Genomic DNA, 25485 nt, shown 5'->3' on the forward strand with positions numbered 1-25485 from the left:
CCAGGTTGTTCTGAGCTTTCAGCTCGACTCCCGGGTCGCCACAGGCGGCCACCGACCAGCAACTACCTCAAGTCCTCGAACGGGTCGATGACGGTGTGCACACCGTGGGTGGGACAGCTGAAGGCGATGCGCATGCCTGCATCGGTCGGCATGGGTTCCGGCTCGCAGTCACCACCGCAGTCGGCGCACGTACGGTACGCCTCGTTCTCGTGCCCGAACGTTTCATCCACTCCTGCACTCTCCTCTCACACCTCGCGCCTGTGGAGTGTCTCGGCCCGGGCGGTTGCGCACGAACCAGTTCTCATCTCACACGATCGGCTCTTAATCCGAGGCTACGCAAGCACCGGGGCGCTGCCTAGGATGACGCACCTCTCTTTGTAGTAGTCTCACCAGACACCGCTGTGAGGTGCGTCAGTCCGGTGGTCCGCATGTCCTCGGTCAGCGACGGTGGGATCTGCGACGTATCTCCCACCGTCATCCCGGGCACCAGCCCCGCCGCGGCCGCTCCGTGGGAGAGACTCAGCCGGGCCAGGTCGGCACGAGCTCTCTCCAGCAGGCCCGGCTCCTGTTCCGTCTCGTTCTGGACTGTCTCCACCACGGGCGCCGACGACGCTCGTGCCGTCAGCTTGGCGGCGCTCGCGGTATCCGTGAGTGTCACCGTGGCGGTCACCTTGTCTCCGTCATCGAGTTCTCGCCAAGCAGGGTGGGTGGCGAAGACGGTGACCTCGGTGGTCTCCAGATCGTTGCCGACCCGTTCCGTGCGTAATGAGACGGCCGTCCCCTCTCCCTCCTCACCCCGACCTGCGAACGACTGGCTCGAGTACGCCATGGGCTTGTCGTTCACCGTGGCGCTCACCCGTACGGTCGACCCGGGCGGATGATCGCTCAGTGCGGCGCGTGCGGGTTGGGTCGTGTTCCACGCTGTCAACACGGCAGCGGCGGCGCAGAGGGCCACGACGGCGAGCGCCTCCGTGACCTCGGTCAGACGCCCGGGTGGGTGGCGGGGGTACGGATGGCCGCCGCGGCGTCGTCGACGGTGCCGAAGACGGCGCACTAGGAACAACATCGCACCGGTGACGCCCACACACACCAGACCGGTCCACGTGGCCGGTGTAACCCCGCCGGTCAGGAACACCATGGAGCACAACCAGGCCGTGACGGCCGACGGGACCAGGCGGAGGTCCCACCGACGATTCATACCGTAACCAGTGGCAACAGGGCGTCGAGCATGGCTGGGCCGATTCCACTCACATCATCGAGTTGCTCGGGGGCGGTGAAGGGGCCCTGTTCGGTTCTGAAATCGATAATGCGTTGGGCGAGGACCGGTCCGACCCGAGGTAGTTCTTCGAGGTCGGCAGCGGTCGCGGTGTTGAGGTTGATCATCCCGCCCGACGCCGCCCCACTCTTCCCAGCGCCGCCATCAGGTACTTTTCCGGCACCCTCACTCCCCGATGTCTTTGCAGGGTCGTCCCCCGCCGGTGGCCCGGGCGCGGAACCTGCCGGTTGTCCGGGGGCTTGCACGTCCGCCGCAGTTTGCTTGTTGGGGATCAGTACCTGTTGTCCGTCGGTAACGGGCTGAGCCAGATTGATGCGCTCGGTGATGGCGGCATCTGTGAGCCCTCCGGCGGCTTCCACGGCGTCGATCACGCGAGCACCCGGGGACAACTGCACCACCGCGGGTTTTTTCACCTCACCGACCACGTGCACGGTCAGCGCGGATGAGGGCGCCCCGGCTGGAGTCGCAGAATGCGGGGCGCCGGGACTGGGGGCCGGGCCTGGTGGGCTGGCTGGTGATCCAGCGCCCGATGCCTGCCCCGAATCCTCTGGGGACCCAGAAGCGTCCGCTTCCGCCACCACGGAGGCTTCCGGGTCCGAGCCGCCCGGCAGCAAGGACAGCGCGGAGACCCCGCACACCACGAGCAGCACAGCGATCAGCACCACGACGGCGGGGCGAGCAAAGAACGCCCGCACGGCCACCGGCTCTCGGTGTTGAGGCCCGCCCACTTCGACGGCAGGATCGCGAGCGGACTCGAAGCCCTCTGCATCCAACGCCGCATCCACCGGTCCGTCCGCGCGCTCCGCCACCCCCTCAAGGAGAGCGGATAACCGCTCCGTGGCCTGTTGATCCCGCAGCCGTGCTCGTCCCCGATAATTGACCCCGCTCATGTCCACCAGCCAACCGGCCGGGACGGGACGAACCAATGCTCAAGCCACGGTCAGGGGATCACCGTGGCGGAAAAAGAGTCAGGACTCCGCCGGTGCAGCCCGGTTGCCGTGCGCGATGGGTCGACTCGTCGGGCCCTCCACGATCGCGGCCTTGGTCCCCAACCCCACGTGTGCGCTCAACACCGCGGGCAACTCGCTCAGGATCAGCTGGGCATCCGGGCGGTACCGGTCCACCAGGGTTTCCCCGATCTCCCGAGCGCCATGGGGATCGGACACGTGGTGAATACACAGCACGGGAGTCGACGCCTCGGAGTGGGCCAGCGCATCCCCCACGAGCGTCATAAAGCGGCCGCGCGCCTTGATCGCAGACACCGGCCGCTCCACGGTCACGATCTTGCCCTCGTGCAGGGACAGCAGCGGCTTGATCTGCAGCATGGTCCCCAGCATCGCCGAGGTCGGGTTGATCCGCCCACCCCGGCGCAGCGTCTCCAGCGAGTTCACCTGGATCAGCACTTGAGCGTCGGAGGCCGCCGCGGAGGCGGCCGCAGCGACGTCGTCGATCCCCTGCCCCGCCAAGGCCGCCTGGACCGCCGCGCGCACGCCCAGGCCCTGCCCGAGTGCGGCGCTGTGGGTGTCCACGAGACGAACGGGGATGCCGATGTCCTGGCGCGCAATGCGTGCCGCACCCAGCGTCCCGGACAGCTCCGCCGACAGATGCACCGAGACGATCGCTTCGAAACCCGCGGCCTGGAACGCCTCGTAGATCTTGCGCAGTTGCCCTGGGGCCGGCCTGGAGGTCGTCACCGACCGACCTTCCGCGAGCGCGATGACCAGGGACGAGAGCATGTCCGCCTCGTCCTCGGTGTAGAGCTGACCGCCGATCAACACGGGCAACTCGACGCTCGCGAAGACCCCGGAGGCCTCGAACTCTGCCTGCCAGGCGGAAGGAAGCGCGGCCGCGTTGTCCGTCACCACCGCGACCTTGGCCCCGGGAACGGGACAGCGCCCGTCCCCCGGCGGAGTTCCGGGTGACGGGCGCTGTTCGCTGGCGGAGTTCATCACACCACGATATTCACGAGCTTGGGCGCGCGCACAATGACCTTCCGGACCGTGGCGTCACCGATGTGGCGCTGGACGGTCCCCGAGGCCAGTGCTGCGGCCTCGAGGTCGGCCTCGGAAATGTCCGCGGCGACTTCCAGGCGATCGCGGACCTTGCCCTTGATCTGGACCACCGCGGTGACCGTGTCGTCCACGAGCAGAGCCTCGTCCACCTCGGGCCACGGTGCGAGCACCACGGAATCCTCGTGACCGAGCGCGTGCCACATGTCCTCGGCGGTGTAGGGCGCCACCAGGGAGAGCAGGATGGCCACGGCCTCCACGGCCTCGCGCACGGCGGGATCATTGGCACCGGGGCCACTGTCGATGGCCTTGCGCACGGCGTTGACCAGCTCCATGGTGCGGGCGATGACCACGTTGAACTTGCCGGAATCCAGCAGCTGCGTGGCGTCGGCAATGGTCCGGTGGGTCACGCTGCGCAACGCCTTGTCACCGGCGGAGAAGTCCGCATCCGGGCCGGCGGTGCTGTCCTGGGCCAGACGCCACGCGCGGGCCAGGAACTTCTGCGAACCCTGCGGGGACACGTCCGCCCAGTCCACGTCGTCCTCGGGCGGGGAGGCGAACACCATGGTCAGGCGCACGGCATCCACACCGAAGGCGTCCAGCTGTTCGCCCAGGTCCACACCGTTGCCCAGCGACTTGGACATTGCCTTGCCACCGTTGAGCACCTGGCCCTGGTTGAGCAGCGCCTTGAACGGCTCCTGGAAACCAATCAGGCCAAAGTCGTAGAGGGCCTTGGTGAAGAACCGGCTGTACAGCAGGTGCAGGATCGCGTGCTCCACACCGCCCACGTACTGATCCACGGGCAGCCAACGGTCCACCTCGTCACGATCGAACGGGGCGTTCTCGTCATTGGGCGAGGCGAAACGCAGGTAGTACCAGGACGAATCCACGAACGTGTCCATGGTGTCGGTATCGCGCTTAGCGGGCCCGCCGCACTCGGGGCAGGTCACATTCACCCAGTCCGACGCCGCCGCGAGCGGGGACTGTCCCTTGGGCGAGAGTTCCTCGCCGCGCAGGTTTTCGGGCAGTTTCACGGGCAGCTGGTCCTCGGGGACCGGCACCTCGCCGCACGCCTCGCAGTGAATGATGGGGATGGGTGCGCCCCAGAAGCGCTGACGGGACAGCAGCCAGTCACGCAGCCGGTAGTTGATGAAGCGCTCGCCGGTACCGGCCTCGCGCACGATGTCGATGGCCTGGGTGATGGCCTCAGCCTTGGGCAGACCGTCCAGCGGACCGGAGTTGACCAACTGGCCGTCACCGGTGGTGGCCACGCCGGAGACGGCGGGGTCTTCTTCACCGGTGTCCACGACCACGCGCACGGGCAGATCGAATTCGCGGGCGAAGTCCAGGTCACGCTGATCGTGGGCGGGCACGGCCATGATCACGCCGGTGCCGTAGTCGGCCAGCACGTAGTCCGCGGCCCACACCGGCAGCTTCTCGCCATTGAGGGGGTTGACCGCGTAGCGGCCCAGGAACACGCCGGTCTTGGTGCGGTCGGTGGCCTGACGGTCGATGTCCGAGAGCGCTTTGATGTTCTCCTGGTATTCCTCCAGGGACGCCCGGTGCTCGTCGTCGACGATCTCACCGGCAATTGCGGCATCCGCGGCGACCACGCAGAACGTGGCGCCGTAGAGGGTGTCCGGTCGGGTGGTGAACACAGTGACGGTGCGACCGGAGGCGTCGGAGGCATCCGCACCCTCGGCCGGGGCGCCCTCGATCACGAAGTTCACGTGCGCGCCCTCGGAACGGCCGATCCAGTTGCGCTGCATGGCCAGCACGCGCTCGGGCCAGTGGCCCCCCAACTCCTTCATGTCGTCCAGGAGCCGGTCCGCGTAATCGGTGATCTTGAAGTACCACTGGTTCAGGGATTTCTTGGTCACCGGCGTATGGCAACGCTCGCACAGTCCGTTGACGACCTGTTCGTTGGCCAGCACGGTCTGGTCCGTGGGGCACCAGTTGACCGGCGAGTCCTTTCGGTAGGCCAGGTTGTGCTTGTAGAACTGCAGGAACAGCCACTGGGTCCAGCGGTAGTACTCGGGATCCGAGGTGTGGATCTCCCGCGTCCAGTCCGCACTGATCGCGTAGCGCTGGAAGGACTTCTTCTGCGTGTCGATGTTGCGGTAGGTCCACTCCGCCGGGTGGGTGTTCCGCTTGATCGCGGCGTTCTCCGCAGGCAGACCGAAGGAGTCCCAGCCAATGGGGTGCATCACGTCATAGCCGCGGTGCTTCCAGTAACGGGCCACCACGTCGCCCATGGCGAAGGCTTCCGCGTGACCCATGTGCAGGTCACCGGAGGGGTAGGGGAACATGTCCAGCACGTAGCGCCGGGGCTTGGAACCGTCGTCGAGGGGCTTGTACACCTGCTGTTCGTCCCAGAACTGGGGCCAGGCGGCCTCAATTCGCTGGACGTCGTACTCGGTTCCCGTCTCCGGGGTGTTCTGCGCGCTCACGTGCCTCGCCTTCACATCACATTGTTGAGTCATTCACGCGCCGCCCTGACCGGCGGCAACCGCTGGCATGGTGATTCCACGCGGAATGACATGGGGATCTCTCGCCAGTTTAGACCAGCACCGCAACTGCGGCGTGCTCCCGGGCCGGACGGTTACCATGGACCCGCTGCTCGCCCATGACTTGGAGGTCACCGTGGATAATCCGTACGCCGAACGTCGCAGCGTTCAACTGGACGGATACAAGGTCAGGTACTGGTTCTACGACGCCGACAAACAGCACAAACCGCTCATCGTCATGTTTCACGGTTTCCGCGGGGACCACCACGGTCTGCAACTGATCGCCACCGAGCTGCGTGATAAGTACCACGTGGTCGTGCCCGATCTGCCGGGTTTCGGTCGCTCGGAACCCTTCCCGGCGCGTGAACACAACATCCCGAACTACGTGGACTTCGCACGGGACTTCATCACGGCTCTGACCGATGGTGCGGTGTCCCCGGACAGCGGCAGCGGCATCGTTGTGGTCGGCCATTCCTTCGGCTCCATCATTGCCTCGCACTTCGCTGTCGATTACCCGTCCATGGTGCAGCGGCTCGTGCTCATCAACCCGATTTCAGAGCCGGCCCTGGACGGCCAGCACAAGGGGCTGACCAAACTCACCGAGTTCTACTACAGTGTGGGCAAGAAGCTGCCCCGCGCGTTGGGCTCCAAGCTGCTGTCCTCCGGGTCCGTGGTGAAGCTCATGACGGATGTGATGGTCAAGTCCCAGGACCCCGAGGTCAAGAAGTACGCACTGCGCCAGCACGAGTCCTACTTCTCGACCTTCGCCAACCGCGATGTCCTCCACGAGGCGTACCAGGCGTCCGTTTCCGGCACCGTGGCCGAGGTCGCCATGCAGCTGACCATGCCCACCCTGCTGATCGTGGGTGCCGAGGACGATCTGGGTTCCGTGCAGTCCCAGGAGACCATGGCCTCCTGGATCCGCAGCCACCGCCTGGAAATCATTCCGGAGACCGGCCACCTGATCCACTACGAGGCCCCGGTCCTCGCGGCCGAGTACATTAATGATTTCCTTTCCTCTCCCGCTCCGGAGCCCCTGGACGTTCACGACCAGCTACCGCTCGCGGACACCACCGAGTCCACGCCCGACCAACTCACCGGCATGACCCCGATCATTCGCCAGGACCAGCTCGCCCGCGAACAAGCCGCACAGCAGGCCTTCCGCGAGCGCCGCGACCGTGACGACCGCAGTGCCGGTGATGAGCACCCGTGAAGTTCCTTTTCGACGCCCGCTACATCCGCACCGACCACCACGACGGCATCAGCCGCTACAGCGCCGAGCTCCTCACTGCGCTGGCCGAACTGACCCGTGACGATCCCCGAGTCCGCTTGGCCGCGCTGATCAGCGACCCCGCCCAGCTGGAGCATGTCCCTGAACTCCCCCACCTCACCGGGCCGTCGGTGACCTCACCCGCCGAAGTTCTCACCTCGCTTGAGCTCAATCGTTACCGCCCGGACGTGGTCTTCTCCCCCATGCAGACCATGGGTTCGCTGGGCCGCCGGTACAAGTTGATCCTGACCCTTCACGACCTGATCTACTACGAACATCCCCAGCCGCCCTCGGATCTGCCGCTGCCCATTCAATGGGGGTGGCGGGCCTATCACAAGGCGTGGTGGCCGCAGCGGGTCGCGCTCAACCGAGCCGACGCCGTGGTCACGGTTTCCGAGACTTCTCGCGAGCAGATCCTGGCCCACCGCCTGACCAAACGGGACGTGCGCGTGGTGCCCAATGCGGCGTCGTCGGCGGCGGTGTCCGACGGCGAGGCGCTCGCCAGGCTCGCAACGCGCGGCACGGACCTGCTCTACATGGGTTCGTTCCTGCCGTACAAGAACGTGGAGACCCTGCTGCGCGCGGCCGGGCAGCTGCCCGACCACACGCTGCACGTGCTGTCCCGGATTTCGCCGGCGCGGGAAAAAGCACTGCGTGCGCTCGTGGGCCCCGCCGACAACGTGGTCTTCCACCGCGGTGTGACCGACGCCGAGTACCAAGACCTGCTGTCCTCGTGCGCCGCCCTGCTGACGGCCTCGCGCGCCGAAGGCTACGGCTTACCGCTCATCGAAGCGTTCGCAGCCGGGGCTCCCGTAGTCTGTTCGGACACACCGATTTTTCGGGAGGTGGCCGGCCGCGCCGCAGGGTACGCACCCGCCGACGACGCCGCCGCGTTCGCCACCCGGGTGCGCGAGCTCGCCGATCCGCAGCTCGCACAAGAACGGGTCCTGGGGGGACTGGAACGGGTACGCGCCCATACGTGGGCGGATTCCGCGCGACGGCTCCTGGAGCTCGCGATCGAACTGCATCAGCGCGGTTGAACCGGGCGTCAGTTCCGGGGAAGGAGCACCATGAGTTACTTGGATTCCTACACGCCACAGTCGGGCACGTCCGAGGTGCGCGTCACGCACTACGACCTGGATCTCGACTACGACATCCTGCCCAACACACTGCGAGCGCGAGCCGTGTTGGACGCCCGGGTCCTGGAGGACTGTTCGGCGCTGTCCCTGGACCTTGAGGGGCTGACAGTGGAGCGGGTGCTGGTCAACGGTCAGCCCAGTTCGTTCAAACAGGCGAAGACCAAACTGGTGGTGGACGCTCGCGAGCGATTTTCCGTGGACGAGGCGCTCACGCTCGAGATCCACTACGGGGGAACGCCGTCTCCGGCCTCTGGCGCGTGGGGCGACATCGGGTGGGAGGAGCTTTCCGACGGCGTTCTGGTCGCCGGGCAGCCGGTCGGTGCCGACACGTGGTTCCCGTGCAACGACCATCCGAGTCAGAAGGCGACGTTCCGGGTCACGGTGCTGGTGGACTCCGACTACACGGCGATTTCGAACGGCGAGCTGGTCTCGGTGGATTCTCGCGGTCCGCGCACGGCGTGGACCTGGGAATCCCGCGAACCGGTGGCGACCTACTTGGCCACCGTGCAAATGGGTCAGTACCGGCGCGGGTCCGTGGAACCCGGGTCCTATCCCCCGGCGCGCGTTCCGCTGACGCTGGCCTGCGGTAAACACCTGTGGTCACAGGCTCAGCACGTGTTGGCGAAACAGCACGCGATGATGTCCGTGTTCGAACAACGGTTCGGGGCGTACCCGTTCGGCTACTACGGCGTGGTCGTGACCGACGATGAACTGGAAATTCCGCTCGAATCGCAACCGCTGTCGATTTTCGGCCCCAATCATATGACCGAGTCGTGGGAGTCCGAACGGCTCATTGCCCACGAAATGGCCCACCAGTGGTTCGGCAATTCGCTGACCCCAGCCTCCTGGTCCGACATTTGGCTCAACGAGGGCTTCGCCCACTACGCGGAGTGGGTGTGGTCCGAGGCCTCCGGTCGCCGCTCGGCCCACGAAGAAGCGCTGTCTGCCCATGCGGAGCTGTCCGGGTCGAAGCAGAAAGTGGTGATCGGGGACCCCGGGCCGAAAAAAATGTTCGACGACCGCGTCTACGTGCGCGGCGCACTCACACTGAACGCGCTGCGGATGGCCGTGGGCGATCAGACCTTCTTCACGATCCTGCAGCGGTGGACCGGCCAGAACCGGTGCTCGAACGTCACCACGACCGATTTCTTGGCGCTGGCCTCCGAGGTCAGTGGACGCCCCGTGGAGCCCCTGCTGCATGACTGGCTGTTCGAGAAGAAGCTGCCGGCGCTGCCTGAGACGAGTTAACGCTTCCCTGAGCGGTAGTTTGTCTCAGCGAGGCCCAATCGGGGTGAATGTTCCAGCGTGTGCCTCGATGACGGTGGCTGCGTCAAGAAGTGTGTCCTCGTCGAATCGCCTGCCCAAAAGTTGTACCCCGGTTGGCAACCCATCGACCACACCCGTGGGCACGGACATCGCGGGAAAACCCAAAACGGGAATCGCCATCATGGAGGCCTGAGCGCCCATCAGCCGGCGCATGCTCTCGACGCTGGCGATGTCCGCGTCCTGCTCGAAGGCTTGCTCCGATGAGACCGGCAGGAGAATTAGCGGGTGGGACTCGAGGATCCCGCCGAGTTGACGAATCAGTGTGCCCCGGCGCGCGTAACCAGCAATGAACTGGTCAAGACTGGGTTTGTTCCCCCACCATTCCTGGGCGACTGCATAGTAATGCTCGGCGGCCTTTTTCATGCCGTCATCACCGACCTCATTGACCAGAGGCATCGCCAACCGGAACTCCTCCATACAGAGCAAGTACCACAATCGGTAGGCCTCAGCCAGAACGGGCAACTCGATCTCTTCGACGACATACCCCGCGCTGCGGAGATAGTCTGCGGCCGACTCCAACGATGTATTGACCGCAGAAGAAGGAGTACCAATGCCGAAGTCTCGGACGAGCCCGACACGCGGACGATGCCCGCGGAGTTTGGCAACTCGTGCACCGGGAACGAATGCCGGATCTCGATGACTGAAATCTTCGAGGGCCTTCATCGCGAGACGAACATCTTCAACACTGCGCGCAAGTGGACCTTGAACGGCCATGATTTGCACGGACAATGATGAATCAACTTCACCCGACTGGTATGTCTGCGCCACGCGACCAACGGTGGGCCTCAGACCAACCACACCGCAGGCGTATGCGGGATACCGTACCGACCCTCCGATATCGTTACCCCCTGCGATCGGCACCATTCCCGAAGCGACGGCAGAGGCCGCCCCGCCACTTGAGCCGCCCGGAGTCCGCGAGGAGTCCCACGGATTGAGCGTCCTGCCGTACAGATCATTGTTGGTGAACCAGCGGTAGGCGAAGGCCGGAGAGTTACTACGGCCCAAAAGCACGGCACCAGCTCGCCGCAAACTCGCGACGTGAGGACTGTCTTGTTTCGCTACGGAGTCCTTCAACGCCGGAATACCGTCCGTAGTCGCATAGCCCGCTACGTCCGAATTCACTTTGGTGGCAACCGGAACACCATGGAGGGGTCCCAGCTCTGCACCGGACGAACGCTGACGATCAGCGGCGTCGGCCAGAGACAGCGCCTCCTCTGGTCGCACCTCAACCAACGCGTTGAGCTGTGGGTTGACGTCTTCGATGCGGCCCAGACAGCTCTCGATCACTTCTCTACTGGAGATGAGCCCTGCGGCGATTGCTCGAGCCAACTCGCTCGCATTCCACTGCCATAGCTGCTCACCCGGATCCGTAGGTACCGTCGGTGAATCGTTGGAAGTCGGGTTGTCTGTCGTCATCGTCAGTCTCCTTCGTATGGTGAACCACATTCTGTCTCATAACAGTTGCCGGTGAGATCATGACGTCATGAGCAATCACCAGAACCCCACGCATTCCATCGAACTAACTCGTGAAGCCACCAACCGCTACGTCGCCCGCAATGCGGCCGGTGTCGAAGTCACTTTCGGCCGTGGCGAGGACCTGATGTCCCCGGTGGAACTGCTCCTGGCCGCCATCGCGGGGTGCTCGTCCATCGACGTGGATACCGTTACCTCGCGCAGTTCCGAGCCCGCGGAATTCAAGGTCGAGGCCAGCGGTAACAAAATCGCGGAGGACAGCGGCGGGAGCCGCTTGGAGGACCTGAACCTCTCCTTCAACCTGTCGTTCCCAGATGACGAGGGCGGGCGCAAGGCCGCCGGTCTGGTCGACCGACTGGTGAAGCTCTCGCACGACAAGTACTGCACCGTCTCACGCACGGTAGAACACGGAACCCCCGTGGCGTTCGAGACCGACGTCAACCTGGGTGGCGGCCCAACTACAACAGGTCAGTGATATCGCAGCGCACATTAACCACCGCGTGCTCCCGCAGCGCGGAGGCACGGGCCTTCTCGGCCCGCAATGCCGCAGTGATGCGCGGAGCGATCCCGAAACCGAAGAACAATAGCGCCCGGTACTGCGGCTCATCCTCGGTCGCGAGGCCGGCCAGGGTCCCCGGATCGCCCTCGTCGGACCAGCCACCCACCTGATCTTTCATGGGCGCGGGGCCTACCACGTTGACCTGCGACGGCAGGTCGAGGTCGCGCAGGGTTGCGGTCAGCGCGTCCCGCGGGCCGGTGAGGGCTGCGGTCCGTACTGCTGGTGGTAGGCCCAGCTCGTGACGTTCCTGCAGTTGACGATAGGCGTGGCCCGACGGGTCCCAGCGAACCAGGGCACCCACCGCCTGATCATGGTCAGCGGTCACGACCACGGTCCCACCCTTCGATGAAGACCGCACGAGTGCCGCCGCATTGAACCAGCGCCGCAGGGTCTGTTCCTCGGCGCGCAGCCACGGCCGCGCCAGCATCTCGTTGCCGTCCAACAGCAGGGCCGCCGCGTAGCCACCCTCGGCGACCGGTTCCGCGCCGGGGGTCGCCACGACCAGCGCGGGCTCGGAGCCCACATTTGCTCGGACATGTTCGGCACTCGAAGAAATGACGGGAACCTGCGGGAACGCGCGCCCCAGCTCCTCGGCTGTGCGCAGCGCCCCGACCTTGCTCAGCCGCAGGCGTTGAAAACCGCATTCCTGACACTGCCAGCCGTGGGCGTTGCGACCACACCACGTACACACGGGAGCCTCGCGCCCCGAACGCAGCGACAGCGATCCCCCGCAGCCGCGGCAGCGGGCGGGTGTCCGGCAGCGCTCGCAGGCCACGAATGGCGCATAGCCGCGACGAGCAACTTGAACTAACACCGGTCCACGAGTCAGTGCCTGCTGAGCCACCCGGAACGCCTCGTGCGGCAGCCTCGCTCGCGCGGCCATGGGATCGCGCGACAGATTGAACGAGTCCGATGTCGCCTCGACCCTCGGTGAGTGCGTGCGCAGGGTCGCACGCTCGGAACGCAGGTGGGCCGCCCAGCCCGTGGTGATGAGACGCTGCGCTTCCGGACTCACGCTGTAACCCGTGAACAACGCCGCCGTGTCTTCCTGCTGGGCGCGCAACAACAACACGTCTCGCGTGTGCTGATACGGCGCGCGTTGTTCCACATAGCTTGTGTCGCCGTCGTCGTGACAACACACCAGGCGCAGGTCCTCAACGGGTGCGTAGGCGGCGGAACGCGTGCCGATCGCCAAGCGTTTGTAGCCCAGGCACAGCTCCATGTAGCCCCGGTATCGCGGCGTTGGGCCGTCGTCGGCGTGCAGTCGCACGACACGGTCAGATCCCACTAGCGATTCGAGAGCCGCTGCCAGGCGCTCGAGCGACTTGTAGTCGGGCACCACGGCCAACGCTCCGTGCCCGGCCTCATAGGTGGCCGCCATGGCGGATGCCGTCAACAGGGCCCAGTCGTGGTCCTCCGGGGACGGCAACACCTCGATCACAGCACGGGCCGGAGCTCCCTCCGTGGCCGCGGTGAGCCACTCGGGGCCGCCGTCGTAGTGACGCCAGAGTTCACGAGGCACGGTGACCGGCGCGTCGGCCTGCTCCCCCGCCGACGTCGCTGGGTCGGGTTTCTCCGCGTCGGTCGCCTCGGTAGTTTCGGCCGCATTGTCGACGTCGCCCGAAGGCTTCACGTCTTCGGCATCCGACGGCCCGAGCTCGCCGGCTTGGGGATCGCCGTGCGCCACGTTGGCGGCGTCGGCGTCGTGTGTGGTCGTATCGCCCGTTGCCGGTATCGCCTCGGATTCTTCGGCCGCAGCCGCCTTCCGGCGCGCCAGCATTTCCTTGTCGATACGGGCCACTCGCGGTGGTACGGCTACCCGCAGGACGTCCGACACGGTTCCGGCAGAACGGGCGGCCACGGCCTGAGCCAGCTCCACGATCCCCGGCTTGAGCACGGGCAACGGAGAAAGGACCTTGCGGATGCTCAAGAGACGACCGGTCACGTCGGACTCGGCAACGCGGTCCACGATCCATCCGGTCATCAGGCGGCCGGAGAAAGGAACGGAGACCTTGGCACCCACCACGGCGTCCGGGTCGAGACCGGCGCTCACGCGGTAGTCGAAGAGCCGATCAAGGTGGGGAACATAGGCGTCCAACAACACCTTGGCAATGGGGTTTTCGGGTGCCGGGCCTTCAGCCCCCACCGGAAGGTCAGATTTCTTGGGTGCGGGTGAAGGTTCGGGCAACCCGTCCAGGGAGAGTTGCTCCGGGGCGGCGTCCGGGTCGGGAACTGCCCCCGGCCCGGAACGCTCGCTCACAGTCCCGCGGCGGAACGCAACGCTTCGACGCGGTCGGTGCGCTCCCAGGTGAAATCGGGGTCAGTGCGGCCGAAGTGACCGTGCGCCGCGGTCTTGGCGTAAATGGGGCGCTTGAGGTTCAGGTCCTCGATGATGGCCAACGGTCGCAGGTCGAAGACCTCCAGGATGGCCTTCTCGATGCGCTGGGGGTCCACGGTCTCGGTGCCGAAGGTCTCCACGTACAGACCCACCGGGTGCGCCTGACCAATCGCGTACGCGACCTGCACCTCGGCTCGGCGCGCCAGACCCGCTGCCACCACGTTCTTGGCGACCCAGCGCATGGCATACGCGGCGGAACGATCCACCTTGGACGGGTCCTTACCGGAGAACGCACCGCCGCCGTGGCGGGCCATACCGCCGTAGGTGTCCACGATGATCTTGCGGCCGGTCAGACCTGCGTCACCCACGGGGCCACCGCGGACAAAATTGCCCGCGGGGTTCACGATGATCTTGGTGTTGGACAGGTCCAGGCCGGAATCGGCGAGCACCGGGTCGATCACGGACTGAGAGATGTCGGTGGCCAGCTGATTCAGGTCATATCCCTCGGCGTGTTGCGAGGACACGACCACGGTTTCCACGGACACGGGAGTGTGCCCGTCGTAGCCCAGGGTCACCTGGGTCTTACCGTCCGGGCGGAGGTTCGGCAGCACGGCCGTCTTGCGCACGCGGGTGAGCTGCTCGGACAACCGGTGGGCAACGGAGATCGGTGCGGGCATGAGCACATCGGTCTCGTCCGACGCGTAGCCGAACATCAGGCCCTGGTCCCCTGCGCCCTGAATGTCACGCGGATCCTTGGCCACACCGGAACGGCTCTCCAGGGAGTTGTACACGCCGTCGTGGATTTCACTGGACTGCTCGCCAACGCTGATCGACACGCCGCAGAACTCGCCGTCGAAGCCGTGCACGGACGAGTTGTAGCCGATGTCCAGGAGGCACTTGCGCACGATGTGCGGGATCTCCACGTACGCCTTGGTTTTGACTTCACCGGCCACGTGAACCAGTCCGGTGGTCACCATGGTCTCCACGGCCACCGAGGACTCGGGATCCTCGGTGAGCAGGGCGTCCAGGATGGAATCCGAGATCTGGTCACAGATTTTGTCCGGGTGTCCCTCCGTCACTGATTCGGAGGTGAAAATTCTCAGGTGGGGGCTAGATTCGGTCACCGTCCAAGACTACCCGTCCACTCAGACTCCCAGTTCGAGGCCCACACGATCCACGATGAATTGCGCCACCTCGGCCTTGGAGCCGGCGGCGTGAGCGTCCTCGGTGCCGTGCGCAGACAGCACCGTGACCTCGGTCGCGTCCTGGCCGAACACCTTGGACGTACCCACTTCGTTCACGACCAGCAGGTCACAGCCCTTGCGCTGCAGTTTGGCCCGGCCGAAGTCCAGTACGGAGTGCTCGCCGTCACCGGTTTCCGCCGCGAATCCCACGATCAGCTGCTCGCGGCCCGTGTTCTTGCGATCGTCCACGAGGGCGCGCAGGATGTCCGGATTGCGGGTGAGCTCGATGACGGGGTCCGTGCCGTCCTCGGACTTCTTCATCTTGTGCTCCCCAACCGACACGGGTCGATAATCCGCCACGGCAGCCGCCATGATCACCACGTCCGCGTTCTCAGCGGCAGCTCGGGTCGCGTCGTGAAGCTCCAGCGCGGAGGACACGTTCGAGATTTCGACGCCGCTCGGCAGCTCGGTCTCCACATGTCCCGCGATCAGGTGCACGGTGGCGCCCGCGTCCCGGGCGGCCTGGGCCAGGGCGATCCCCTGCTTACCCGAGGAGCGATTGCCCAAGAACCGCACGGGGTCCAGCGCCTCGCGGGTTCCTCCCGCCGTGATCAGGACTCGACGCCCGGCCAGCGGGCCCGACGACGCCGCTTCGGTGCCGTGCGCGAGAACGGCCAGAGCGGCGTCGTAAATTCGCTGGGGCTCGGGAAGCCTGCCCGGCCCGCTGTCCTTACCCGTCAACCGGCCCGAATCCGGATCGATGACCGTGTGCCCGTGTTCGCGCAGCAGCGCCACGTTGCGTTGGGTTGCGGGGTTGAGCCACATCTCCGTGTGCATGGCCGGGGCCAGCACGACGGGCGCCCGGGAGGCCAGGACCGTAGTCGTCAAAAGGTCGTCCGCCAGGCCGTGGGCGATCTTGGCCATCAGGTCCGCGGTGGCCGGTGCGATGACCACCAGGTCCGCTTGCTGCCCCTGGGAGACGTGATTGACGGTGTCCACGCGATCGAACACGGACGTGGAGACCGACTCCCCCGTGAGCGCCTCCCACGTGGGTGCCCCCACGAATTCAAGCGCGGCCGCGGTGGGCATGGGCACCACGTGATGGCCGGCCTCGGTGAACAAGCGCGTCAGCAGTGCAGCCTTATATGCGGCGATACCCCCGCCCACGCCCAGGACCACGCGCAACGGCGCGGTCGATTGGGAGTGAACGGGGGTACCCGAAGCGTGCGGAACCGTCACTTGTCGGTGGGTTCCTCGGTCTCAACGACCTCCTCGACCTCAACGACTTCTTCCGGGGCCACCTCGGCGCTGTCGGAGAACATGGGCGCGGAGGCCTCGTCGGTGCCCTGAGCGAAGAAGTCGCCGCCGAAGACGTCAGCGGACGCTGCTTCCTCGGTCACGAGCTGGCCGTTGGCGGAGAAGCCCGCGTGATCGACCTCGGTGGTCTCGATCAGGTCCTCGTCGATCTCGCGGAACGCGATGGACAGCGGCTTCTCGTTGAGCTGGGTGTCCACGAGCGGACCCACGTACTCGAACAGGCCCTCGTGCAACTGCGAGTAGTACGCGTTGATCTGACGGGCACGCCGAGCACCGAAGATGACCAGCCCGTACTTGGAATCGGTCTTGCCGAGCAACCGGTCGATGGGCGGGTTGACGATGCCTTCGTAATTCGTGCTCACGAGTGAATGACTCCTGTCATGGACTTCTTGGTAATGGGTAGGCTCCTGGCCGTGTGGGCTGGGTGCGTGGTGATCAGCGGTCAGTCCCGCGTCTGGGCGGGCAACCCCATGAGCTCTACAAGTTCAGCGGCGGCGCGTTCCACGCGGTCATTGATCACCGTGTGATCGAATTCTGGTTGCGCCGCAAGCTCTACTTTAGCTGTTTCCAGCCGTCGCTGCTGCTGCTCCGGTGTTTCGGTCCCACGACCGACCAATCGCGCCAGCATTTCTTCCCAGCTGGGCGGGGCCAAGAACACGAACTGAGCGGACGGCAGGGTGCGCTTGATTTCACGCGCGCCCTGCAGGTCGATCTCCAACAACACGCTTCTGCCCTGGGCCAACGCTTGGTCCACCTTTTGCCGAGGTGTGCCGTAGCGGTGCGAATTGTGCACCACGGCCCACTCCAACAAATCGTTGTTGGCCACCATGGAATCGAACTCTTCGTCCGAGACGAAGAAGTAGTGCACACCGTCCACCTCACCGGGACGAGCCGCACGCGTGGTGGCCGAAACCGACAACCACACTTGCGGGTAGTGATCGCGGATGTAGGTGGACACGGTGCCCTTGCCGACCGCCGTGGGTCCAGCCAGCACGGTGACGGTGGGTTTGACGGGCACGTGGACCTCCGGAAAAAGAAGTGGCGGAACAGGTGAAAACCTGTTCCGCCACTGTACCAACGGGTCAATCAATGGGATCAAACAGCTGCGTTCACAACAATGTGCCGCTGCTCACCGAATGCTCCGCCGGTGTGGATCTCGACTCACCGGTCAAGGTAGTCGATCAATGCACGTCGCTGGTGCTGCCCCAAACCACGCACCCGACGGGTTCGTGCGATACCGATCTGGTCCATGATGGCCGCCGATCGGACCTTTCCGATTCCGGGGGTGGCTTCGAGCAGATCCGTGACCTTCAGTCGGCTCACGGCTTCATCGCTGTCGCCGCGTTGCAGAACCTCGGCCACGGTCATGGTGCCCTCACGCAGTGCTTTCTTCACCTCCGCCCGCACTGTTCGCGCTGCAGTCGCCTTCTCACGTGCCCGCGCTCTCTCTTCATCTGTCAATGGACGTAATGCCATATGGATCTCTCTCCTCTGGTTGCTCTGCGTGCGCTCCCACGCGCCTGCAGTAGCGGATCTGGGGGTAGCCGCTATCGGAAAAGTACCCGACATCAATAAAGCCGTAAACACCACGAATAGCCCCTGATCAGGGTTTTCTGTGGTGTTTCAGCCTCTTTCAGAGAAACGATTCATCCATAAAGGGCAGCGCTAAGTTCATCACCGGCTCGCTGCATTGCTGAACGCAATGCGGAAACGTCCGGACCATGGCGTAAGACACCCCGGGATGAATTAGCAAGAACATTCCCGCTGACCTGGCCAAACACCTCGGCCACCGCGTGTGCATCGGCCCCCTGGGCCCCATAACCCGGGGAAAGGATCGGGCCGTTGAAGCCCTGGAGGTTTATCTGCAGTTGTGAGAGGGCATCCGAGACGGTGGCACCAATAACCACTCCGCAACATCCCAGAGTATTATTTTTACCATTTATAACGATTTGGTCACGATTTACCAGTGATGTCCGTTCGGCACGGTTCTCTGTGACGCCCGACACGCTATTTACCGAGGTAGCAGCGGTATTCCGAAGATTTTCGTGCTGTACAGCTTTCAGGATTGTCTTCGCCACCGATTCAGCACCTCCCACGTGCTGAACGCTCGCGCCCTCGGGATTTGATGTCAACGCAAGGACAAAGGTTCCGCGGCCCGTTTCGCGGGCGAGATCCAGGGCCGGCCGCAAAGATTCGAACCCGAGGTACGGACTCAGCGTCACGGAGTCCGCCGCGAGCGGCGAATCATCGGAAAGCCACGCCGTCGCATAGGCGGCCATGGTCGACCCGATGTCACCGCGCTTGGCATCGGCAATGCTCAGGACCCCGGCCTCGCGGGATTCCTTCAGCACACGTTCGAGCACCGCCATGCCGGCCGATCCGAACGCCTCGTACAGCGCCACCTGAGGTTTCAGGGTGGCCGCGTGGCCCTCGGCCGCCTCGACCACGGTCAAGGAGAATTTCTCCAGGCCCGCGACCGAGTACGGCAGTCCCCAAGCGTCCAGCAACGCCGGGTGGGGGTCGATGCCCACGCACAGCGGACCGTGCCTGAGCATGGCCTCGCGCAGTCGTGTCCCGAAAGGCGCACGGGCCGCGGTCGATGCCTCGGGCGACCCGAGCGCGGGTGACGACGCCGCGGCGTCGTCACCCGCTCGATGTGTTCCCTGCTCAGCCACGCGCTTCCCCGGCGAGGACGGCGTCGCGCAGGTTCTTCTCGTGCACCTGCAGGCTGTTGACCGACCACGAGTACTGCCGCTGCGCCGTGATGGCCTGCAGCGCGGCACCGAGCTCGGACACCGTGGTCATGATCGGCACACCGATGGACGTGGCCGCCGCGCGGATCTGGTAGCCGTCGCTGCGTGCCTTCTGCCCGCCGGAAGGCGTGTTGAAGATCAGGTCGATCTTGCCGTCGGTGATCCAGTCCGCCACGGAATCCTCCCCCTCGGGGGCGTCCGTGATCTTGGAGACCACGGTGGATTCGATGCCGTTGCGGCGCAGCACATCGGCGGTGCCGCCCGTGGAGACGATCTCGAAACCGAGGTTCGAGAACATCTTCACGTAGATGACCGCGGAGCGCTTGTCTTTGTTGGCCACCGAGACGAACAGGCGCCCGGAGGTCGGCAACGGCCCGCCCACGGCGGCCTGGGCCTTGGCGAACGCGGTGTCGAAGTACTTGTCGATGCCCATGACCTCACCGGTCGAGCGCATCTCCGGACCCAGCAGCGAATCCACCACGGAACCCTCGGCGGTACGGAAGCGGGCGAAGGGCAGCACGGCCTCCTTCACGGCGACCGGGGTGTTCACCGGGAGGTCCGCGCCGTCGTACTTGGACGGCAGCACGTGCTCGTCCCGCAGCTGGGCGATGGAACGGCCCGTGCCCATGAGTGCGGCGGCCTTGGCCAACTGCACGCCCGTTGCCTTGGAGACGAACGGCACGGTGCGCGAGGCGCGCGGGTTGGCCTCGATCACGTAGAGGATGTTCGATGCCAGGGCGAACTGGATGTTGATCAGTCCGTTGACCCCCACACCGCGGGCGATATCGGCGGTGGCCTCTCGGACACGCTGCACGACCTCGGGACCGAGCGTGACCGGCGGGAGCACGCACGCGGAGTCACCGGAGTGAATACCGGCCTCCTCGATGTGCTCCATCACGCCGCCCACGTACACTTCCTTGCCGTCGAAGAGCGCGTCCACGTCGATCTCGATGGCATCTTCCAGGAACTTGTCGATCAGCGCGGGGCGGTTGGCGCTCACCTCGGTCGCGTTCTCGAGATAACGGCGCAGTGAGTCCTCGTCGTAGACGATTTCCATGCCGCGGCCGCCGAGCACGTACGAGGGACGCACGAGCACCGGGTATCCGATGTCGTTGGCGATCGCACTCGCCTCCTCGAAGGTGGAGGCGGTGCCGTTCTTGGGCTGGCGCAGACCGGCTTGGTGGAGCACGCGGGCGAATTCGCCGCGGTCCTCCGCCAGATCGATGGCCTCGGGGGTGGTCCCCAGAATGGGCACACCCGCGGCCTTCAGATCGGCGGCCAACTTGAGCGGGGTCTGGCCGCCCAACTGCACGAACACACCCATGAGGCCACCGCTGCGGCGTTCGGCCTCCACGATCTCCATGACGTCCTCGAACGTGAGCGGTTCGAAGTACAGGCGAGTGGAGATGTCGTAGTCGGTGGAAACCGTCTCCGGGTTGCAGTTGACCATGACGGTCTCGTACCCGGCCTCACGCAGCACCATGGAGGCGTGCACACACGAGTAGTCGAACTCGATGCCCTGACCGATGCGGTTGGGTCCCGAACCGAGGATCATGATCGACGGCTTCTCGTGCGGGGCGATCTCGTTATCTTCGTCGTAGCTCGAGTAGTGGTACGGCGTGAACGCCTCGAACTCGGCCGCACACGTGTCCACGGTCTTGAACACCGGACGGATGTCCAGGGCGTGGCGGATACCGCGCACCACGGCCTCGTCCAGGTGCACGAGTTCACCGATCTGCGCGTCGGAGAAGCCGTGGCGCTTGGCCTCGCGCAGCGTCTCGGGGCGCAGATCGCGGTCCTCTCGGATCAGCTCGGCGGTTTCGTTGAGTAGCTGGAGCTGGTCCAAGAACCACGGGTCGATCGCTGTCGCGTCGAAAACCTGCTCCACCGTGGCACCGGCCAACAGTGCCTGCTGCACGTTGCGTAAGCGCTCCATGGTGGTCTCCTTGGTGCGTTCCACCAGCCGGGCCACGGTGTTGGGGCCGGCCTCCACCGCGGGCTTGGTGAAGTCGAAGGACGATCCCTTCTGCTCGAGGGAGCGCAATGCCTTCTGCAGCGCCTCGGTGAAGTTACGACCGATGGCCATGGCCTCGCCCACCGACTTCATGGTGGTGGTCAGTGTCGGATCCGCGGCCGGGAACTTCTCGAACGCGAAGCGCGGAACCTTGACGACCACGTAGTCCAGCGTCGGCTCGAAGCTCGCCGGGGTCTTCTGCGTGATGTCGTTGGGGATCTCGTCCAGTGTGTAGCCCAGCGAGAGCTTGGTCGCGATCTTGGCGATCGGGAAGCCCGTGGCCTTGGAGGCCAGTGCGGAGGAACGGGAGACACGCGGGTTCATTTCGATGACCACGATGCGACCGGTGTCCGGCTCCACGGCGAACTGGATGTTACAGCCGCCGGTGTCCACGCCCACCTCGCGGATCACGGCGATCGCGATGTCGCGCATCCGCTGGTATTCCACGTCGGTCAGGGTCAACGCGGGGGCCACGGTGATCGAGTCACCGGTGTGCACGCCCACGGGGTCCACGTTCTCGATCGAGCACACGACCACCACGTTGTCGTTGGCGTCGCGCATCATCTCCAGCTCGTATTCCTTCCATCCGAGGATGGATTCTTCGAGCAGCACCTCGGAGGTGGGCGAGTACTGGATGCCGGCGCCGGCGATACGGTGCAGGTCGGCCTCGTTGTAGGCCATGCCGGAGCCCAGTCCACCCATGGTGAAGGACGGGCGGACCACCATGGGGTAGCCGAGGGTTTCGGCGGCGGCCAGGGCCTCGTCCATGGAGTGGACGATCACCGAGCGGGCGGATTCCGCGCCGCAGCGCTCCACCACGCCCTTGAACGCCTCGCGGTCCTCGCCCAGGTTGATGGCCTCGACGTCCGCGCCGATCAGTTCGACGTCGTACTTGTCCAGCACACCGTTCGCATCCAGTGCCAGCGCGGTATTGAGCGCGGTCTGGCCACCCAGGGTGGGCAGAACGGCGTCGGGACGTTCCTTCTCGATGATCTTCTCGACCACCTCGGGGGTGATCGGTTCCACGTAGGTGGCGTCAGCGAACTCGGGGTCCGTCATGATGGTCGCGGGGTTCGAGTTCACGAGGATCACGCGAATGCCCTCGTCCTTGAGCACGCGCAACGCCTGGGTACCGGAATAGTCGAACTCCGCGGCCTGGCCGATCACGATGGGGCCGGAGCCGATCACCAAAACACTGTTCAAATCTTGCCTGCGGGGCATTAGCGCTGTCCTGCTTCCTGAGTCGCGGTGCCCTGAGCGGCCCGGTCCATCACGTCGATAAAGCGGTCGAAAAGGTAGGCGGCGTCGTGCGGACCCGCGGCGGCCTCGGGGTGGTACTGCACCGAGAAGGCCGGCAGATCCAGGCAACGGATGCCCTCCACCACGTTGTCGTTGAGCCCCACGTGGGATACCTCGGTACGGCCGAAGCGGGATTCGGGTGCGGTCACCGTCTCCCCCACCGGCGCGTCCACGGCGAACCCGTGGTTCTGAGAGGTGATTTCCACCTTGCCCGTGGTCAGGTCCATGACGGGCTGGTTGATGCCGCGGTGGCCGAAGGGCAGCTTGTACGTGCCGAAGCCCAGGGCGCGGCCCAACAGCTGATTGCCGAAACAGATTCCGAAGAACGGGATCTTGGCGTCCAGGACCGCGCGCAGCAGCGCCACCTGGTGATCCGCGGTCGCCGGGTCGCCCGGACCGTTGGAGAAGAACACACCGTCCACGTTGCGGTTCGTGATGTCCTCGAACGTGGTGGTCGCGGGCAGCACGTGCACGCGCACACCGCGCTCCGCGAAACGCTGCGGGGTCATGCCCTTGATGCCCAGGTCTACGGCGGCCAGGTCGTGCTTGACCGGGCCATCCCAGCCGTGATCGGCCGGTTCCACCACGTAGGCCTCGTCGATGCTGACCGACTCGGCCAAGCTCTGACCCTCCATGGTGGGCTGGTCCTTGACGAGCTGGACCAGCTCGGACACGGGCCGAGCGGCGTCGTCGCCGGCGAAAATGCCGGCACGCATTGCGCCCTTGTCGCGCAGGTGACGCGTGAGAGCGCGGGTGTCCACACCCTGCAGACCCACGATGTCCTGGGCGGCGAGCTCGTCGTCCAGGCTGCGCTCGGAGCGCCAGTTGGATGCGCGGCGCGCCGGGTCGCGCACCACGAAACCGTTGACCCAGATCTTGCGGGACTCGGCGTCCTGCTCGTTGACGCCGGTGTTGCCGATGTGCGGCGCGGTCTGGATGACGATCTGGCCCGCGTAGGAGGGGTCCGTCAGCGTTTCCTGGTAGCCGGTCATTCCGGTGGCGAACACGGCCTCACCAAAGGTGTTGCCGGGAGCGCCCCAGGAACGGCCGCGGAACACGCGGCCGTCCTCGAGCACCAGGACGGACGGTTGAAGGGGGTGTGAGTTCACGAAGAACTCCTTTCCTTTTCATGAAAAACTACATGCGCTGGGCGCAACGGAAGCTGATTCAGTGGGCGTTCACGAGGGCCGACGCCGCGTTCTCGAGTTCGCGGGATTCCTCGCCGTTGCGTGCGCGGAAGCCGGTGTCGACCACGGTCTCGCCGAGTTCCCACGTGAACACGACCAGGCCGTCACGTTCAACGAACTTGCCGACCATTCCGGAGGCGGTGGCCACCGAGCGCAGTTGCTCGCGGGGGATGTAGACGTCCTGAGCGCCCTGACGGTTGATCAGCACGCCGTCCTCGGCGACGATCGCCTCAGCGTTGGAGCGCACTCCGAGGCCGTGAATCGCGATCCGCTCGAGCGGCTGGGCCGTGTAGGTGGTCACCACGTACATGCCGTCCGCTCGGGTCACGAGCCGATCCAGCAGGTCAACGGGTGCCTGCGGCAACTGGGGCACGTCCGACTGGCGTCGAATGCGGCCACGCCACCCCCACCACACCAGGGCGAAGAGCACCACCACGATCAGGATCGCGAGGAGCGTGGGGAGAAGCTTGTCAGACATGGACGGGGTTGCCTTTCGTGATACGGGTCGGAGCGGGTCTCAGGAGGACAGCGGCGAGTTGAGCTCTCCGTCCAGGACCACGGGGTGGCCCCGGTAGAAGGTTGCGCTCACGCTGCCCGGAAGCGGCATGCCCTTGTAGGGGCTGTTGCGACCCTTGGACACGTGCGTTTCCGGATTGACCGGGGTCTCCCCCGCCGGATTCCACAGCGTGATGTTGGCGGGAGCGCCGGCCTCGAGTGCGCCACCCTGATCCCGCAGACGCAAGATCTCGGACGGGCGGCGCGAGGTGATCCTGGCCACCGTCGACCAGTCGATCATTCCGGTGTCCACCAGGGTCTTCTGCACAACGGACAGTGCGGTCTCCAGACCGGTCATGCCCATCGCGGCGCAGCTCCACTCGGATTCTTTGTCCTCAATGGTGTGCGGAGCGTGGTCGGTGCCGATCACGTCGATCGTGCCGTCCACCACTGCCTCGCGCAGCGCGATGACGTCCTCATCGGTGCGCAGCGGGGGGTTGACCTTGTAGACCGGGTCGAAGGTGCGCACCAGTTCTTCGGTGAGCAGCAGGTGGTGCGGGGTGACCTCCGCGGTCACGTTGATGCCGCGTTCCTTGGCCCAGCGCACGATCTCCACCGAGCCCTTGGTCGAGAGGTGGCAGATGTGCAACCGGGAGTTCACGTGCTGGGCCAGCAGGACGTCGCGGGCGATGATGGCTTCCTCCGCCACGGCAGGCCAACCGGTCAGCCCGAGCTCCGCCGAGACGACACCCTCGTTCATCTGCGCGCCCTCGGTCAGGCGCGGTTCCTGGGCGTGCTGGGCGACCAGTCCGTCGAAGGACTTCACGTATTCCAGGGCGCGGCGCATGAGTACGGGGTCGTGGACGCACTTGCCGTCATCCGAGAACATTCGCACCTGAGCGCGGGATTCGGCCATGGCACGAATCTCGGACAGCTGTTGGCCCTCCAACCCAACGGTTACGGCGCCCACGGGGTGCACGTCCGCCCAACCGGCGTCCTGACCGAGCTGCCAGACCTGCTCCACCACACCGGCGGTGTCCGCCACGGGCTTGGAGTTTGCCATCGCGAAGACCGCCGTGTAACCGCCCTTGGCCGCGGCGCGGGTTCCGGTGTCGACCGTTTCGGCATCCTCGTGGCCGGGCTGGCGCAAGTGGGTGTGCATGTCCACCAGGCCGGGCAAGGCAATGAGTCCGGCGCCGTCCACCACGGTGACATCGTCCGGGGTCTCCAGGGAGCCGGGCTCGCCCACGGCCTGGATCACGCCGTCCACGATCAGAAGGTCAACGGGGTCCGAGCCCTCGGGGCTCACAGTGCTGATGAGAAAGGAACTCACGATGTC

General features: G+C 65.5%; 21 protein-coding genes. 4 read left to right on the forward strand and 17 right to left on the reverse strand.

Annotated elements, in window-relative coordinates; all coding sequences use genetic code 11:
- Window positions 1-62: 62 nt before the first annotated feature.
- The 5 genes from CKW39_RS15465 to leuS form a co-directional block, all read right to left on the reverse strand.
- A complete protein-coding gene (locus CKW39_RS15465; protein ID WP_158222942.1) occupies window positions 63-230 on the reverse strand; it encodes a hypothetical protein in 168 nt (55 codons plus the stop codon).
- A gap of 125 nt (window positions 231-355) precedes the next feature.
- On the reverse strand, window positions 356-1198 hold the full coding sequence (locus CKW39_RS10140) for a ComEC/Rec2 family competence protein (protein ID WP_095798002.1): 843 nt from the start codon (window positions 1196-1198) through the stop codon (window positions 356-358).
- Entirely contained in the window at window positions 1195-2166 is a 972-nt protein-coding gene (locus tag CKW39_RS10145; RefSeq protein ID WP_143469981.1) for a ComEA family DNA-binding protein, read from the reverse strand. The genes CKW39_RS10140 and CKW39_RS10145 overlap by 4 nt, the downstream gene beginning before the upstream one ends.
- Window positions 2167-2244: 78 nt before the next feature.
- Entirely contained in the window at window positions 2245-3225 is a 981-nt protein-coding gene (locus CKW39_RS10150; protein WP_254049364.1) for a DegV family protein, read from the reverse strand.
- Window positions 3225-5768, reverse strand: a complete 2544-nt coding sequence (gene leuS / locus CKW39_RS10155) for a leucine--tRNA ligase (protein ID WP_095798004.1) — start codon at window positions 5766-5768, stop codon at window positions 3225-3227. The genes CKW39_RS10150 and leuS overlap by 1 nt, the downstream gene beginning before the upstream one ends.
- 124 nt (window positions 5769-5892) lie before the next feature.
- Here leuS and CKW39_RS10160 point away from each other — a divergent pair, with 124 nt between their 5' ends.
- From CKW39_RS10160 to CKW39_RS10170, 3 genes are read left to right on the forward strand one after another with little or no spacing between them, the layout of a single operon-like run.
- A complete protein-coding gene (locus CKW39_RS10160; RefSeq protein WP_254049365.1) occupies window positions 5893-7005 on the forward strand; it encodes an alpha/beta fold hydrolase in 1113 nt (370 codons plus the stop codon).
- Entirely contained in the window at window positions 7002-8102 is a 1101-nt protein-coding gene (locus CKW39_RS10165; RefSeq protein WP_095798005.1) for a glycosyltransferase family 1 protein, read from the forward strand. Before CKW39_RS10160 ends, CKW39_RS10165 begins: the two co-directional genes overlap by 4 nt.
- Window positions 8103-8132: 30 nt before the next feature.
- Entirely contained in the window at window positions 8133-9449 is a 1317-nt protein-coding gene (locus tag CKW39_RS10170; RefSeq protein ID WP_095798006.1) for a M1 family metallopeptidase, read from the forward strand.
- A 24-nt stretch (window positions 9450-9473) separates the two neighbouring features.
- Here the strand turns inward: CKW39_RS10170 and CKW39_RS10175 are convergent, their stop codons facing one another.
- Window positions 9474-10943 (reverse strand): amidase family protein, encoded by a 1470-nt coding sequence (locus CKW39_RS10175; RefSeq protein WP_095798007.1) that lies wholly within the window; start codon window positions 10941-10943, stop codon window positions 9474-9476.
- Window positions 10944-11010: 67 nt separating this feature from the next.
- On the opposite strand from CKW39_RS10175, the gene CKW39_RS10180 reads away from it, so the two are divergent.
- Window positions 11011-11475, forward strand: coding sequence for an OsmC family protein (locus CKW39_RS10180; RefSeq protein ID WP_095798008.1), 465 nt, complete (start codon window positions 11011-11013; stop codon window positions 11473-11475).
- On the opposite strand, the gene CKW39_RS10185 is transcribed toward CKW39_RS10180, so the two are convergent.
- The 11 genes from CKW39_RS10185 to CKW39_RS10235 all read right to left on the reverse strand — a co-directional run bounded on the left by CKW39_RS10185 (window position 11459) and on the right by CKW39_RS10235 (window position 25479).
- Window positions 11459-13819: a primosomal protein N' gene (locus tag CKW39_RS10185; RefSeq protein WP_254049366.1), complete on the reverse strand. Its 2361-nt coding sequence runs from the start codon at window positions 13817-13819 to the stop codon at window positions 11459-11461. The two genes, CKW39_RS10180 and CKW39_RS10185, sit on opposite strands and share 17 nt — an antisense overlap.
- Window positions 13816-15021 carry a methionine adenosyltransferase gene (gene metK, locus CKW39_RS10190; RefSeq protein ID WP_095798009.1) on the reverse strand — a complete coding sequence of 402 codons (1206 nt, stop codon included), beginning with the start codon at window positions 15019-15021 and terminating at the stop codon, window positions 13816-13818. Before metK ends, CKW39_RS10185 begins: the two co-directional genes overlap by 4 nt.
- Before the next feature lie 21 nt (window positions 15022-15042).
- Window positions 15043-16320: a bifunctional phosphopantothenoylcysteine decarboxylase/phosphopantothenate--cysteine ligase CoaBC gene (gene coaBC / locus CKW39_RS10195; protein ID WP_371514714.1), complete on the reverse strand. Its 1278-nt coding sequence runs from the start codon at window positions 16318-16320 to the stop codon at window positions 15043-15045.
- The gene (gene rpoZ, locus CKW39_RS10200; protein ID WP_095798010.1) at window positions 16317-16760 is read right to left on the reverse strand and encodes a DNA-directed RNA polymerase subunit omega; all 444 of its coding nucleotides are present in this window, start codon (window positions 16758-16760) and stop codon (window positions 16317-16319) included. Before rpoZ ends, coaBC begins: the two co-directional genes overlap by 4 nt.
- Window positions 16761-16840: 80 nt before the next feature.
- The gene (gmk, locus tag CKW39_RS10205; protein WP_095798011.1) at window positions 16841-17416 is read right to left on the reverse strand and encodes a guanylate kinase; all 576 of its coding nucleotides are present in this window, start codon (window positions 17414-17416) and stop codon (window positions 16841-16843) included.
- Window positions 17417-17559: 143 nt separating this feature from the next.
- Complete coding sequence (gene mihF, locus CKW39_RS10210) at window positions 17560-17874, reverse strand: integration host factor, actinobacterial type (RefSeq protein ID WP_095798012.1); 315 nt, start codon at window positions 17872-17874, stop codon at window positions 17560-17562.
- Between the two features lie 170 nt (window positions 17875-18044).
- Entirely contained in the window at window positions 18045-18965 is a 921-nt protein-coding gene (gene pyrF, locus CKW39_RS10215) for an orotidine-5'-phosphate decarboxylase (RefSeq protein WP_095798106.1), read from the reverse strand.
- Window positions 18966-19065: 100 nt separating this feature from the next.
- Complete coding sequence (gene carB, locus CKW39_RS10220; RefSeq protein WP_095798013.1) at window positions 19066-22386, reverse strand: carbamoyl-phosphate synthase large subunit; 3321 nt, start codon at window positions 22384-22386, stop codon at window positions 19066-19068.
- Entirely contained in the window at window positions 22386-23573 is a 1188-nt protein-coding gene (gene carA, locus CKW39_RS10225; protein ID WP_095798014.1) for a glutamine-hydrolyzing carbamoyl-phosphate synthase small subunit, read from the reverse strand. The genes carB and carA overlap by 1 nt, the downstream gene beginning before the upstream one ends.
- Before the next feature lie 58 nt (window positions 23574-23631).
- On the reverse strand, window positions 23632-24129 hold the full coding sequence (locus tag CKW39_RS10230) for an ABC transporter permease (RefSeq protein ID WP_095798015.1): 498 nt from the start codon (window positions 24127-24129) through the stop codon (window positions 23632-23634).
- A 39-nt stretch (window positions 24130-24168) separates the two neighbouring features.
- Window positions 24169-25479: a dihydroorotase gene (locus CKW39_RS10235; protein WP_095798016.1), complete on the reverse strand. Its 1311-nt coding sequence runs from the start codon at window positions 25477-25479 to the stop codon at window positions 24169-24171.
- Window positions 25480-25485: the final 6 nt, after the last annotated feature.

The organism is Kocuria sp. WRN011 (assembly GCF_002295155.1).
Taxonomy (GTDB): domain Bacteria; phylum Actinomycetota; class Actinomycetes; order Actinomycetales; family Micrococcaceae; genus Kocuria; species Kocuria carniphila.